Origin of the sequence: Shewanella sp. MR-4, from assembly GCF_000014685.1 — a bacterium.
GTDB lineage: Bacteria > Pseudomonadota > Gammaproteobacteria > Enterobacterales > Shewanellaceae > Shewanella.
The window spans coordinates 870,203-884,526 of record NC_008321.1 but is presented as its reverse complement, the minus strand read 5'-3'; the positions used below and the strand labels follow the sequence as shown (position 1 = coordinate 884,526).

Sequence of the window (14,324 nt, the reverse complement as noted above, 5' to 3'; positions counted from 1 at the left end):
ACTTATATGCAACAAAACATTATCAAAGTGATCGTCGGTTCGAAAAACCCCGTCAAAATTAACGCGGCGGCCAATGCCATGGCGCTGCTCTTCCCTGAATATGAGATCCAAACTCAAGGTATGGATGCGCCCTCAGGCGTCCCCGCGCAGCCCATGACAGATAGCGACACCCGCCAAGGGGCTATCAACCGTGTCCACTATTGCCAGCAACAAATTGAAGCGGATTATTACTTTGCGATGGAAGGCGGCGTCGATTGTTTCGAGTTTGGTCCTGCGACCTTCGCCTATATTGCTATTGCCCACCAAGCCCGTTTGAGCATTGGCCGAGGCGCCTTGTTGCCGCTACCTATGCAGGTCTATCAGGCGCTCGAGGCGGGTGAAGAGTTGGGTCATGTGATGGATAGACTGTTTAATACGGTTAACATCAAACAAAAAGGCGGCGCAATAGGCCTACTCACCCGCGGCCACGCCACCCGTGAGAGCAATTATACCCAAGCGATCATCCTCGCCATGGCGCCGTTTTTAAATCCTGAGTTGTACCCTTAAATTTTGTTAATGAAATATTGCAAAGCCGAGCAAAGCCCGCTAATTTCGTTGTAACTTGCAACTAAATGATTCGAACTGAGCCACTGCCAGCCCACACTAGTGCTTGCATGGCTCAACTTTGGTTAACCCTGATGGCATTCAATCCGACTATGGCAAATGATCCCGGCTCATCTAGCCAACTGAGACACCTTTCCCGCTATATGGTCAGACACTTAGGCATGCTCAATGCGGCCTTTGGCGATTTACCTCTGTCCCCAGTACAGGCCCACGCCTTGTTTGAGATAGGCAATCAACCGCAAACCATTAAGGAACTCGCCTGCAAACTGAGCATAGATAAATCCAATGCTAGCCGCGCAATCAAGCACTTAGTCGATAAAAACCTCGCCCAGAGCCAAATGCATCCGCGGGATAATCGCTGCCTCGTCGTTCAACTGACTCCTGCGGGTAAAAAGCTGCTCGCTAAGTTAGATAGCCAGCAAAATCAACTCTTTCAAGAAATCTTGGCTCAGCTGACCCCAGAGCAAATTCAACAAATCGAGCAAGCCCTAATGCAATACAACCAAGCCATACATAAAGCCAAACAACAATCGGGTTATCTTATCCGTGAAGCGACCGCCGCCGATGATGCTGCCATTGCCCAAGTGATCCGCGCAGTTTCCGCCGAATACGGCTTAACCGCGGATAAAGGCTATAGCGTGGCCGACCCAACCTTAGATTGTTTAAGCCAAATCTATTCGCAGCCGGGCGCCCAATACTGGGTGATAGAGCATGAAGGCCAAGTGGTTGGCGGCGCAGGCATAGCGCCACTGGCTAACAATGCCGGTATTTGTGAACTGCAAAAAATGTACTTTATACCCGAGATCCGTGGTAAAGGCTTAGCCAAACGTTTAGCACTGCTGGCTCTAGACTTCGCCCGTGGAGCGGGTTATCAGAGCTGCTATCTCGAAACCACCGCATTACTCAAAGAGGCCCTAAAGCTCTACGAACACTTAGGGTTTAACTACTTAAGCGCCCCCCTTGGCAATACTGGCCACGACGCCTGTGAAATCCCAATGCTATTACCACTGCACGCCGAACTAACCCCATAACCACTCGCCAATATCAGCAGGCTATAGGCCTGCTGAACCTGTAAATGAGTAATTTACTCATTGAATAATGTGTTGTGATTTATGCCAAAATTCGAGCAAGTCTGTTTTTATCCCTCCTAATTCACATAGTTTTTTATTCAGCACCTGTATTAAACTAGGCCTCTTTTTCATCCGGTAAAATGATATTTATCTAGATGAAATTTGCTGCATTTTTGTTAAAGCATTAAATAGGGAAGCATATGCTAAATTGGATTTTTGGTGATAATAACCTCACACTGCGGGAAATATGTTTAAATAACGAATTGTCGACGACCAAGAAAATACAAAAAATAACCAAGTACCTCGCCAATGGCGGTGATATTAATTTTATTGATCCCGATATTTCCCCCTGTAATGTGTTAGTCCCGCTTTCTCGTAGTCCTGAATCCGACCTCGAATTGATACAATATCTGCTGGATAATGGCGCTCAAATTGAATGTAATGGTTTTAGTGCCTTACACTCTGCACTTGAATTTAATAATCCTGAATTGGTAAAGCTCTACCTCAAGGCTGGCGCTAATCTTTACTACCAAAATCAATATAATAACTGCTGGTTAAACTACTTATACCACCCTAACCCTCAGTATATTTATCAAGATAATCAGCGCATCGCTATGCTAGAACTGCTGCTGGAGCAGGGACTGGATATCAATCATTCGGTGAGTTTTTGGACCAATGGCGAGTTAAATCATCCCTTAGAAATCCTTTATGCAGATCGCAGTAAAGAAGTCTTTTTACATATTATTAATAAAGACATTTATTTGGACATTGGCCAATTAAGCCTGATAGAAGAGATTATTCTTTCCAGCGATTTTTGGGGAGTTGAAACCTTCGAACCATTAGTGAAACGCTATCCTGAGTATAAAAAGTCACGTTATATTATGGCCAACGATAGCAGCTTTTGGGATGACGCCAATTTACTCGAACTCTGTGTCTACGCAAAAGCGCAGGAATACACTGAATATCTGCTAGATCATTATCCGCAACTCAAGGCCGACTCCCACGCGAAAAGTTTGCTCTATGCGGCATTGACCTCAGAATTTGACCTCAGCATTATCGAAAAATTGATTAAGGCGACCGTCGATATCAATCGCATCTATAGGATGACACCGCCTGATGCCGACCATTCACCCGTGCTCAACCAATTTATTGATAACGCCCAATTTACCGATGTGAATAAACGGGAGTATATCTACCAAGCACTAGAGCTGTTGCTCAAATATGGCGCGGATCCAAATTCCGTATTTATGAATGCGGGTAAACCCTATGAAATGTTAGCCTGGTCGAACTTGCGACTATTGGTTTATCCGATGGTCGAGAAGAAAACCTTTCTGCCGGAGTTTCTTGACCTCTTCATAAAATATGGCATGGATATCAATAAAAAGTTTGGTGCTGTGGATGAACCAAGCTTGCTGACTATCTGCCAACGTGGTTCGGGTAAGGAAGATCAGGCAACACTTATCCAAGTGATGGAATATCTGCTCACCAAGGGACTCGATTTAAGCCTTACCAATATCTACAACACTAACTATGTGTCCGCTGCGGCCATCGCCTGTCGAACCCAAGTACTTGAATGGCTGATTAACCAAGGCGGGGATATTTTTACCCATTGCGGCCATGATAATTCGCCTATTCTGCACAAGGCAATTTCAACCTATTGGTGGGATCAGATTACTGGCCCCATGCGACGTAATACCGTGGAACTATTACTGCGCCACGGAGCCAAAATTGAAGAATTCTCAGTAGATGAGCAATTTACGCCACTAATGTGCGCCTGCTATTACGGCGCGCAGTCCTGCGTTGAGGTGTTACTCGAACATAATGCTAACCCAAATGCCATCAATGCCGAAGACACCACTCCAGCGCTTTGCGCCGTGATGGGCGGCAGCTCGAATGAGTTTCCACGCTTTGAGTCAACGGCGGTGCGGATTTTAAGACTATTGCAGCAATATGGCGCTGACTTAACCGTAAGTAACAGCTTAGGTTATAACCCGTTAAGCGTGACTATGGAGCAGGAGTACAAAGAGGTATTCGAAGTACTGTTGCAAATCGTTCCCTACAGCGAGACTCAACTTGAGCACGCCTTGAGCAAAGCCCAACCACAAAGTTATTTCCAACGTCGGCTATTACAGAAACTAGGGCGTGAAATACCTCCAGCCCCAACAGTTATCGGCCTTAACGCAGCGAAGTCAGAACAAGCATCACTCCCGCCAGACTCACCCACGACCTATGTGGAGGCACCAAAAACCGCTCAACCCCAAAAAACTAGACTAGAGGTCAGTGATGCGGCGGTGGATAGAAGCCAAATTCCGACGCTGTTCGATCTCAAAAGCAAGGTACTGCATTTCTTTAAGCCGATTGCCAGCGATCCAAGCATCACGACTCAGCAGTTAAATTCGGTTAAAGAACAGGTGGAACTATTGATTGAAAAGCTCGACCACTTCAGCTTTTTCCGCAATCAAGCGACTAAAGCTGAGTTTGAAGAAGGAGTTCAGGACTATCTCGATGAAATGGTGGATGAAATCAACAAAATTATCGGGGATGATTACCCCGCGCTTACCGAAACTTTAGTCGATTCTGTCTGGACAATTTTGCAATACTTTAGGGTAGAGATTGAAATCGAAACTGCGCTAAGAAATCGCTTTTGGTAACAGAGAGCTCCTTAGCTAGCAACCCAAGATAAAGCCCCTTTTATATCGTCATTTAAAGGGGCTTTATGCTTTCGAAGTTAAGCCTACCTTCGCACCTGCACACTTGGATGGCTATTAGCCAACATAATGGCAAGTCTTAAGCCTTAAAAGCTTTAGCAAGCAACTGACTACGAATGATTTGGCGTATTTGATTATGCAGTTCAAATACCCGGTTACGGTCGTTAAGGTTTAAGGAGAGATTTTCCAGCATTACCAAGTCCAGATTAAACTCGGGATAATGCAGCGTCATCGACATATAACCCGAAACATACCCCGTATGGCTATATTCGACCAAGTCATTGTCCTTATTGATCCTTATCCCATAACCATAGCGCATATTCGGCCACAAAAATGGCAACTCGATATACGCAGTGGTCATCCGCTGATAACTCTCAGGGCTCAACAACTTGCCAGCATGTAATTGCTGCTGAAAGGCGGCATAAGTAGCCGTCGAGGCAATTAATCCCCCTGCGGGCAATAACGCTTCATCAATCACCAGCTCAGCAGGCGCAATCAATTCGCTTTCCTGCAATCCCACTGCCAGACTTGGCACTTTGGCATGAATCACCTCAAGGCTGCCAAGCTCGGCACTTAAGCCATTGAGTTGGTACCGCGCAGCAAATTGTGCCAGCTGCTCGGTAAAGGATTGGTGATTCACCTTCTCGAGCACTTGCCCAAGCAGTGAATAACCCAAATTAGAGTATTCAAATTGGCTACCCGGCTCGAAGCGATTGGCCTGTCCAATGCTGGCAACACCCGATGTATGGTTCAGCAGTTGGTGCAAAGTAATGCGCTCATCATAACGGTTGGGATTCAAATCCCCCGCATTGGCGCCCGCATCAGTGGCTTTTAGCGCCTTAGATTCCGCCTCAAGATCGCCAAAAAGGTAATGGTTTAGCGTTTGATTTAAATCGAGTTTCCCCGCATCGAGTGCCTGCAACACTAGCGTTGCGGTAATTTGTTTCGAGAGCGATGCCATTACAAACCGCGAATCTTGATTGATACCTTCGCCCTTTTGTAATTCAAGCAGTGGTTTCCCCTCTTCAAGTAGAATAACGCTACCGCTAAATGGCTGCGGCGAATCCATTATCGCCGCTTGGATTAAGCTCTTAATCTCCCCAAGCTTAGATTCTGAAGATGCAGTTTGGCTTTCAAGCTTAACTGACTGACCGCCTTGCGCGCTTTCCGGCACAATTGCAGTTTCAAGTGACTCGCCAACACTATTGGCACTTGGGAGTAATAACAGCCCCGATAGCAGGGAGCCAATAACACTCAAACGCATGGGTTATCCTTAACTTAATTAGCAAATACAGCCTGATTAGAAAGCGGCAGCTTATCACAGGCACACCTTAAGTGTGACTTGAGGTTTGGAGTGCCAGTTAGGAAGCAATTGATAATTCGTTATAACACCACAACGGCAATAATTACCGCACCCAACATATATAAACCCGCTGTGAGTGATATCGATTTTAGCGGGCTAAACTCTTCAACCTCCAATGTTTGTATCTCTTCAATTTTGACTTCTTTTCCTTCTCCCTCAATCTGCTGATCAGTCACTCTTTCGACGGTAAATTCCACCTGTTTACCCGATACAGTGGTGACTTTGACTTTTTCGCCGATATAACTGGGTGCCGATTGAGCGTCTAATTTAATTTCATTGAGTGAAGAACATGCACTAAGGGAGAAACTGATAAGTAATGCTATGGCTAGCCTTTTCAAACGAACCTCCTATCCTACAAACGGTTGAATCCATGATTAAATAATACCTATAGGCATAAGTACTTAGATAAGACGATTCAACTTACGAAATTCCGCTCGTAAACTAAAGAAACTTAAGCTGAATTGACTAAGGTTAAATCTTTTGACTGAGGTTCAAGTAATAAATCTATTGAGACACCCATTGTTAAATTTTACAAAGAAAAGACAAATTTGAGGCATATTCAAGCTAAGAGGATACGCTGTGGTCAGCAGGATTAAGCACAGATATGGAAGTGGCCGTCCGTGACATGGATGTCACGGTCGAGCATACATGGATGATGGGATGGACACCTCTTGTGAAGTAGGCGTCATTTACGCCATATTGAATTTGCACGTTCAATAACAACAAAAGGTGTCCAAAATGAAAGTTACACTAATAGGAATTGATCTCGCAAAAAATATCTTCCAAGTATGTGGGGTAAATCAAGCTGGCAAGAGTGTTTTTAACCGTTCGATTAAACGTGCTCAGCTCCTTACTTTTCTGCGTACTTACCCTGATGCCACTATTGCGATGGAAGCCTGCAGTGGCTCTAACTATTGGGGCAGAGAGTTACTTTCTCTCGGGCATGACGTCAAACTGATCCCGCCTCAGCATGTTAAGCCATTTGTCAAAGGCAATAAGAACGATCGCAATGATGCCTTCGCTATCTGTGAGGCGGCGCAGAGACCGAACCTGATTTTCGTCCAGCCGAGAACCTTAGCGCAGGTTGATATCATCATTACTCACAGAATTCGCGAGCGCCGGATCAGAATACGCACTGCACTAACCAATCAAATCAGAGGTTTACTAAGTGAATATGGAATAGCCCTCCCTAAAGGACGTAATCCATTGAATCTTTTACTGCCGGAATTACTTGAGGATGCCAGTAATCAACTCACTACGATTGCACGCCAATACATGCGTGAGCTGATGGAAGAGTTGCGTGCGATCAACGTTGCAATAGGTTCACTGGAAAAAGACATCAAACTGCAGGCAAGAACGCACCCAGATGCCAAGCGACTAATGGGTATAAGAGGCGTTGCAGAAATCATTGCCACTGCCGCGGTGTCATTTGCCGGAGATGGCTCTGGCTATCATGGTGCTCGGCATTTTTCTGCAAATTTAGGACTGGTTCCTAAAGAGTTTTCCAGTGGGGGAAAACAGAAATTAAGCGGCATAACCAAACGAGGTAACAGCTATCTGCGGCGGCAACTGATCCAGGGAGCTTGGTCGATTATTCGCTATGCAAGTAAGAGTAATGACAGGATCTCCGTATGGGCCTTAAAGGTGATTGAGCGGCGGGGTAAACAGAAAGCGGCAGTAGCAATTGCAAACAAATTGGCGCGGATCATTTGGGCGCTGCTGTTTCATCGCAGCGAATATCGGTCTTGTTAATTTGTAAAAATCGAGTATTAAACTCACCCCAAAAACACGACTACAGATAATGAAGTAACAGGTAATACCGGCCTTTGCAGATGCTGAGAGAGTACAAGGAGCATATGACTCCGGACGGACGATAAGCTGCAAAGGCGCGGTTCTCATTAAGGCCAGAGAGCAAAGATTCTCATAAACAGGTCGGATATACGTACGCAGTATTACTTTCTGTTACTTAAAAAGTGGTTGATCTATTCGAGGTGTCCATATACGTACTTGCTGCGTGTCACTGGAATGGCTGTGCTTAATCACTAAGTTTATCGAGATATAAATGAATATCTTTTGTAAGACAAGGCAATAACCTGCCTACCAGAAGTTTTTGGCCTTCGTTTGAGGCTCAACAATTTGGCATGGTGAGTTTCATATGCCGTCTTACACCGCTGAAAGTCAGCGTATGCTGGGCTATTTAATCCGCCATAGTGGAAAATCTTTTAGCTAGATATCAAAAGCCCTATAAAAAAAAATCGCGTTAGACTCAGCTGTACTAGCCCTGCCTAACGCGATTTTCTTTTCCACTTACTGCTTAATCACCAAAGTCATCGAGCAGGATATTTTCAGGCTCGACCCCTAGGCTTTCGAGCATACGGATCACCGAGGAGTTCATGATCGGTGGGCCACACATATAGAACTCACAATCCTCTGGTGCCTTGTGATTTTTAAGATAATTCTCATAGAGCACATTATGAATAAAGCCAGTGTAACCCGTCCAATTATCCTCTGGCAGCGGCTCAGACAACGCCACATGCCAGACGAAGTTGTCGTTCTCGGCGGCCAAGGTGTCGAAGTCCTGCTGGTAAAACACTTCGCGGCTTGAGCGTGCGCCGTACCAGAAGCTCATCTTACGCTTGGTCTTTTTACTCTTTAGCTGATCGAAAATATGCGAGCGCATCGGTGCCATACCCGCACCACCGCCGATAAATACCATTTCCGCATCGGTTTCTTTCACAAAGAACTCGCCGAATGGGCCAGAGATGGTCACCTTATCCCCCGCCTTGAGGTTAAAGATGTAAGAAGACATCTTACCCGGTGGCACATTGGCCGATGGTGGCGTGGCAATCCGCACGTTAAGCATGATGCGGCCCTTTTCATCGGGATAGTTCGCCATCGAATAGGCGCGCAGCACGTCTTCATTGACGGTGGAAACTAAGTCGAACAGGCCGTATTTTTCCCAATCGTCGCGGTACTTAGCCGGAATATCAAAATCGGCATACTTCACCACATGGGCTGGCGCTTCAATTTGAATATAGCCACCCGCCTTGAAGTGTACGTCTTCACCCTCGGGCAGTTTTAGCAATAACTCTTTGATAAAGGTGGCCTTGTTATCGTTTGAGATCACCTCACATTGCCACTTCTTCACACCGAATATTTCTTCCTCTAGCTCAAGTTCCATATCGGTTTTCACCGCGACTTGGCAGGCGAGACGACAACCTTCTTTGGCTTCTTTTTTAGTGATATGCCCTTGTTCTGTTGGCAGAATATCACCACCGCCCGATTTGACTTTCACCCGGCACTGGCCGCAGGTACCGCCGCCGCCACAGGCCGAGGGAATAAAAATATTCTTACTCGCCAAGGCGCCAAGCAGTTTGTCGCCCGCGGCAACTTTAATGCTTTTCTCGGCATCGTCGTTAATCCCGATAGTGATCTCACCGGTAGTCACTAATTTCTTTTTGGCGATAAGGATTACTATCACCAGTAGGCACACCACTAAGGTGAACATGCCTATGCCTATTGCCATTTCCATTCGATAACCCTTTTTCTAAACAGAATGCGGTTTCACTTTCTCAGCCACGCGTTACAGCGAGATCCCCGAGAAAGACATAAAGCCAAGTGCCATCAACCCTGTGGTAATAAAGGTGATACCAATCCCCTGTAAGCCTTCGGGAATCGCATGAAACTTCATCCGTTCACGCAGCCCGGCCAGCATCACAATCGCCAGCGCCCACCCCGTGCCCGAACCCATAGCAAACACCGCCGATTCGGCAAAGTTGTAATCACGGTTAGCCATAAAGATCACCCCGGCAAAAATCGCGCAGTTTACGGTGAGCAGTGGCAGGAAGATCCCGAGGGAGTCATACAGGCTTGGAATGTATTTATCTAAAAACATTTCAAGGATTTGCACTAAGGCCGCAATCACACCGATAAAGGTGATCAGTTGCAGGTAACTTAAGTCGATACCAGGCATGCCCGCCCAAGCCAATGCGCCCGGTGCTAACACCTTCACATAGATCAGTTGGTTTAAAGGCACGGCTAAGGTCATCACCACGATAACCGCTACGCCTAAGCCGAAGGCGGTCGACACCTTTTTAGACACGGCTAAGAAGGTACACATACCGAGGAAGAACGACAGCGCCATGTTGTCTAAGAATGTGGCCTGTAAAAACAGATTAATATAGTGTTCCATATCCGCTCCTTAACCGCGTTTACGCTGGATCACGTTAATGGTCCAGATCAGCAGGCCAATTAGGAAGAAGGCGCTTGGGGGCAACTTAAACATCTCATTGGGTAAGTACCAGCCGCCGTTTTCAACCGTAGTCAACACGCTATGCCCAAACAAATTGCCCGTGCCTAATAGCTCACGCACAAAGGCCACACTGATCAGCACCAAGCCATAACCCGCCGCGTTACCCACGGCATCGACCACGGCTAAGTGAGGTGGATACTTCATCGCAAAGGCTTCGGCGCGGCCCATGATGATACAGTTAGTGATGATTAACCCAACAAATACAGATAGTTGCTTAGATAGCTCGTAAGCCACATCCTGCAACACCATGTCGACGATAATCACCAAGGAGGCAATGACCGTCATCTGGGCAATAATCCGCACGCTGTTAGGGATAAAGTTGCGAATGGCGGAGATGATAAGGTTTGAGAACACCAGTACGAAGGTCACCGCCAGTGTCATCACCACGGCCGTCTGCATGGAGTTACTCACCGCCAGCGCCGAACATACGCCCAGCACTTGCATCGCCACTGGGTTATTGGCAAACACAGGGCCTGCTAGCATGTCCCGCATGGATAAACTGTTGCTCATTTTGCACCTCCCAACTCACCTTGTTCAGCCGATGCTTTTAATTGGTTGAAGAAGGTTTGGAAACCCTCGACGCCAAACCAAAACTCCATTGCACGCTGCACGCCACGGCCGGTCATGGTCGCGCCACTCACAGCATCAACACCGTGGATATCACCCTCTTTGGCGCCGCCTTTCACGAGGCGCATCGCAAACTTGCCTTTTTCATCAAAGAGTTGTTTACCCTTCCACAGGGATAACCAATGTGGGTCAGTCACAAAGTCACCGATACCAGGGGTTTCACCGTGCTCGTAAACCACCATGCCTTTAATAGTGTTAAAGTCAGGTTCGACGGCCACGTAACCGTAGATCATCGACCACAGCCCTTTACCGTAGAAAGGCACGACCACGCTGGATAACTTGCCGCTATCATCGAACACCTTAAACACGCGGGCATCGTTGGCGCGGGTCTTGATTTTGGCGATATCTTTTTTAGGGGCGCTTGAGGTTTCTGGGTTAATCGCCGCCATGCGCTCATCAAAGTCGAGTACATTGGCATCAGAGTCCACTTTGCCTGTGTCGAGATTAATCAATAATGGCTTAACGGATTTAGCAAAAATCTCTCTAAACTCATTGCCTTGGCCAATATTTACATCGGCCGCCATCAACACATAACGTTGTAACTCATCGCGTTTTTTCGCGAGCTTACGCTCTTTCAACACGCCTGCGGTGCCAGTAATCATAAAGGAGCACAAAAGGCAGAGCGTGATGGTGAAGATCATGGTCCCCACCACAGTATCTTTCTTAAATACCATGACGTTTTACTCTCCGCTTGATGTTGGCACGGGCCACCAGATAATCGAACAGCGGCGCCCACAGGTTGGCGAACAGGATGGCTAACATCACGCCTTCTGGCATTTTGGGGTTAGCCACACGGATAAGGATTGTCATAAAACCAATCAAGGCGCCGTAGGCAAACTTGCCTTGGCGGGTATAAGAGGTCGTCACTGGATCGGTCGCCATAAACATCATCGCGATAGCAAAGCCGCCCGTGACTAAGTGCCATGTCCAAGGCATTGCCATCATCTGGTTAGTGCTTGAACCAATAACATTGAACAAGGTTGCAGTGGCAATCATGCCCAACATCACGCCCACCACGATGCGCCAGTCGGCTAAACGGGTGATAAGCAGCAATAACCCACCGAGCAGCACAGCAAGTGTGCTGGTTTCACCAATCGCACCTACGGTAAAGCCGAAGAAATTATTCCACCAGTTAGGATCGCTAAAGGCGCTGTACCAAGCGTAATCGGCAAATTGCAGCTTGCCGGCTGCGGCTTGCGCTAAGGCTGTCGCGCCTGAAAAGCCATCTACAGCAACCAGTTGCTTAACGGTTGACACTTCAGAAGGGTAAGCAAAATAGATAAACGCCAAACCTGCTAATGCGGGGTTAAGGAAGTTGTATCCCATGCCACCAAACAGCTCTTTGGCAATTACCACCCCAAAGCTAATCCCCATCACCACCAACCAGAGTGGAATCGAAACGGGTAAAATCAGCGTAAATAACAAGGCAGTGACGAAGAAGCCTTCGTGCAATTCTTGACGACGCACCTTGGCAAACACCACTTCCCAGAACAGGCTGGTCAGCAAGGCCGTTAAGTAAATCGGCAGATAAAAACTTAAGCCATAGAGGAACAGGCCAATCACGCCCGTCTCGACACTTAAGCCACCGCTTAGGGCATTAAACAGTGCGAGTTTCCAGGTTTCTGGCGTCGTTAGGCCACTTGCTAGTGCGAGCTGAGCCTGTAAGCCTACGTTATATAAGCCAAATAAAATGGCGGGTAATAAACAAAGACCCACTAAGGTCATGGTACGTTTTACGTCAATGGCGTCACGTACGTGTACTTGTCCCTTAGTGCTGCGACCACTGGCGATCACCAATGAGCGCACAAAGCCCTTCATCGATTTACCCGTGGCGTAATACTCTTGCTGCAAATCAGGGGCGTCCTGTAAATCAGGTTTTTTAGGTTGTGTCGTCATTAACCTTCCCTCTCAATAACATCTAGACAGGCACGTAACTCTTTACCGAAGTCATACTTGCCGGGGCACACAAAGGTACACAGGGCTAAATCTTCTTCATCTAACTCCAATGCGCCTAACGCCTGCGCCTCGTCGGTATCTCGCACCACTAAGTCACGCACTAGTAGAGTGGGTAAAATATCTAATGGCATAACGCGATCGAGCTGACCAAAGGCCATCATGGCGCGGTGAGAGCCGCCCTGATGCGTCGTAAATTCGAAGGACTTGGTCAGGCCAAATAAGCGTGAAGTCACCGCACGGGTGATAGAGAACTTGTCCGAACCGCCACGCACCCAAGGCAATACTTGGTGCTGCGCATCTTCAGCAAGAACCGATACTTGGTTGTGGAAACGACCTAAAAAGTCATGTACGCCCCTAGCTGTATGGCCAGATAACACTGAGCCTGATACCACACGGTTGTTACCGGGTTTCACTTCGTCGGCCACTAAGGCGCTCAGCTCTGCACCTAACTGAGTGCGCAGTAAACGTGGGTTAAGCACGCTCGGGCCACCCAGCGCCACGACGCGGTCGGTATAAAGCTCACCGGTTTGGAACAGCTTGCCGTAGGCGATAACGTCTTGATAGCCGATATGCCACACCTGACGTTCAATGCTGACGGGTAAGGTAAAGTGAATGTGAGTCCCGGCTAATCCGGCAGGATGTACCCCAGTAAAACGGCGCACTTGCACTTTAGGTAAGTCGGCGCCGACTAAGGTCTCGCCCTTATCTTGGCAGAGGTAAACCTTGCCTTCGGTTAAATGACTCAGTACCGCTAAGCCCGCCTTAAAGGCGTCGCTCTGCTCGGCAATAATCAATCTAGGATCGGCGGCGAGTGGATTGGTATCCATCGCCGTCACGAAAATGCCTGCGGGTTTGGCATCGAGTGCGGGAACGCGGGAGAAAGGACGGGTACGCAGCGCCGTCCACAGGCCGCTCTTAACCAGTTGCGCTTTAACCACATCCGCAGATAAGGCCTGTAAATCGGTGTGTATGTCGAAACGGATCTGCTCATCGGCGTCTAAGCCATTGCAGCGGATCACCACGGATTGCAACACCCGACGTTCACCACGGTGGATTGCAACAATCTCACCACTGGCGGGAGCGGTAAACAGCACGCCCTTTGTTTTTTTATCTTCAAACAAAGGTTGGCCTTTTTTGACCTTATCGCCGACTTCCACCAACATAGTCGGTTTTAAGCCAACATACTCCTCACCCAACAAGGCCACTTGGGATGGCCTGTTACCGGGTTCGATGATCTGCCTAGGCTCACCCGAAATCGGCAAGTCGAGGCCTTTTTTGATCGTTATAACTTGGTTTGAAAAATCTGCCATCACAAATATCAACCATGAAAATTTTTAGATAAATTTAGGGTAGATGTTTGTTAACAGATAATCCGATATTGGCGTCACATTCCGCCGCAATTTCGTAAGTAATATACGTAAATTCGCGCCATTTTGTGACATAGATTCACATCAATTGCAGCGCGAAATTGCAAATGTAGTTTTATAACAAATAATTCATAATTCCTGTGTTTCTGATTTAGTTACGACTTAACTAGATAAAAACTGACAAAAATCTCCCCTTTCAGCCCAAATTTTTGACAAAGGCGTAAAACACTAAGTCGGTGGCGAGTTCGTGTGCAATCCAAGGTGCCAGCCCCGCAACCTCACTGCGGTTCCCGACTTTAGAGCATTGGTTATTTTTAC

The 14,324-nt window shown here is 47.3% G+C and carries 12 protein-coding genes; 4 read left to right on the top strand and 8 right to left on the bottom strand.

Features of this window, described 5'->3' with window-relative positions:
- Positions 1-6: 6 nt before the first annotated feature.
- The 3 genes from yjjX to SHEWMR4_RS03945 all read left to right on the top strand — a co-directional run bounded on the left by yjjX (position 7) and on the right by SHEWMR4_RS03945 (position 4,324).
- A complete protein-coding gene (gene yjjX, locus SHEWMR4_RS03955; protein WP_011621554.1) occupies positions 7-546 on the top strand; it encodes an inosine/xanthosine triphosphatase in 540 nt (179 codons plus the stop codon).
- A 107-nt stretch (positions 547-653) separates the two neighbouring features.
- Positions 654-1,634, top strand: a complete 981-nt coding sequence (locus tag SHEWMR4_RS20695) for a bifunctional helix-turn-helix transcriptional regulator/GNAT family N-acetyltransferase (protein ID WP_198134663.1) — start codon at positions 654-656, stop codon at positions 1,632-1,634.
- A 239-nt stretch (positions 1,635-1,873) separates the two neighbouring features.
- The gene (locus SHEWMR4_RS03945; RefSeq protein ID WP_011621552.1) at positions 1,874-4,324 is read left to right on the top strand and encodes an ankyrin repeat domain-containing protein; all 2,451 of its coding nucleotides are present in this window, start codon (positions 1,874-1,876) and stop codon (positions 4,322-4,324) included.
- A gap of 136 nt (positions 4,325-4,460) precedes the next feature.
- Here SHEWMR4_RS03945 and SHEWMR4_RS03940 read toward each other — a convergent pair whose 3' ends face one another.
- Both SHEWMR4_RS03940 and SHEWMR4_RS03935 read right to left on the bottom strand, forming a co-directional pair.
- The gene (locus tag SHEWMR4_RS03940; protein ID WP_011621551.1) at positions 4,461-5,645 is read right to left on the bottom strand and encodes a serine hydrolase domain-containing protein; all 1,185 of its coding nucleotides are present in this window, start codon (positions 5,643-5,645) and stop codon (positions 4,461-4,463) included.
- Between the two features lie 119 nt (positions 5,646-5,764).
- On the bottom strand, positions 5,765-6,082 hold the full coding sequence (locus SHEWMR4_RS03935; protein WP_011621550.1) for a hypothetical protein: 318 nt from the start codon (positions 6,080-6,082) through the stop codon (positions 5,765-5,767).
- A gap of 400 nt (positions 6,083-6,482) precedes the next feature.
- Between SHEWMR4_RS03935 and SHEWMR4_RS03930 the strand changes: the two genes are divergently transcribed.
- Positions 6,483-7,496 carry an IS110-like element ISShes7 family transposase gene (locus SHEWMR4_RS03930; RefSeq protein ID WP_011621306.1) on the top strand — a complete coding sequence of 338 codons (1,014 nt, stop codon included), beginning with the start codon at positions 6,483-6,485 and terminating at the stop codon, positions 7,494-7,496.
- 562 nt (positions 7,497-8,058) lie between these two features.
- Here SHEWMR4_RS03930 and nqrF read toward each other — a convergent pair.
- The 6 genes from nqrF to SHEWMR4_RS03900 are packed head-to-tail and all read right to left on the bottom strand — an operon-like array spanning position 8,059 to position 13,949.
- On the bottom strand, positions 8,059-9,276 hold the full coding sequence (gene nqrF / locus SHEWMR4_RS03925) for an NADH:ubiquinone reductase (Na(+)-transporting) subunit F (protein ID WP_011621549.1): 1,218 nt from the start codon (positions 9,274-9,276) through the stop codon (positions 8,059-8,061).
- Positions 9,277-9,327: 51 nt separating this feature from the next.
- Positions 9,328-9,936, bottom strand: a complete 609-nt coding sequence (gene nqrE / locus SHEWMR4_RS03920) for an NADH:ubiquinone reductase (Na(+)-transporting) subunit E (RefSeq protein WP_011621548.1) — start codon at positions 9,934-9,936, stop codon at positions 9,328-9,330.
- A gap of 9 nt (positions 9,937-9,945) precedes the next feature.
- Entirely contained in the window at positions 9,946-10,566 is a 621-nt protein-coding gene (locus SHEWMR4_RS03915; protein WP_011621547.1) for an NADH:ubiquinone reductase (Na(+)-transporting) subunit D, read from the bottom strand.
- A complete protein-coding gene (locus tag SHEWMR4_RS03910) occupies positions 10,563-11,357 on the bottom strand; it encodes a Na(+)-translocating NADH-quinone reductase subunit C (protein WP_011621546.1) in 795 nt (264 codons plus the stop codon). The genes SHEWMR4_RS03915 and SHEWMR4_RS03910 overlap by 4 nt, the downstream gene beginning before the upstream one ends.
- Positions 11,347-12,579, bottom strand: coding sequence for an NADH:ubiquinone reductase (Na(+)-transporting) subunit B (locus SHEWMR4_RS03905; RefSeq protein ID WP_011621545.1), 1,233 nt, complete (start codon positions 12,577-12,579; stop codon positions 11,347-11,349). Before SHEWMR4_RS03905 ends, SHEWMR4_RS03910 begins: the two co-directional genes overlap by 11 nt.
- Complete coding sequence (locus SHEWMR4_RS03900; protein ID WP_011621544.1) at positions 12,579-13,949, bottom strand: Na(+)-translocating NADH-quinone reductase subunit A; 1,371 nt, start codon at positions 13,947-13,949, stop codon at positions 12,579-12,581. Before SHEWMR4_RS03900 ends, SHEWMR4_RS03905 begins: the two co-directional genes overlap by 1 nt.
- Positions 13,950-14,324 lie beyond the last annotated feature (375 nt).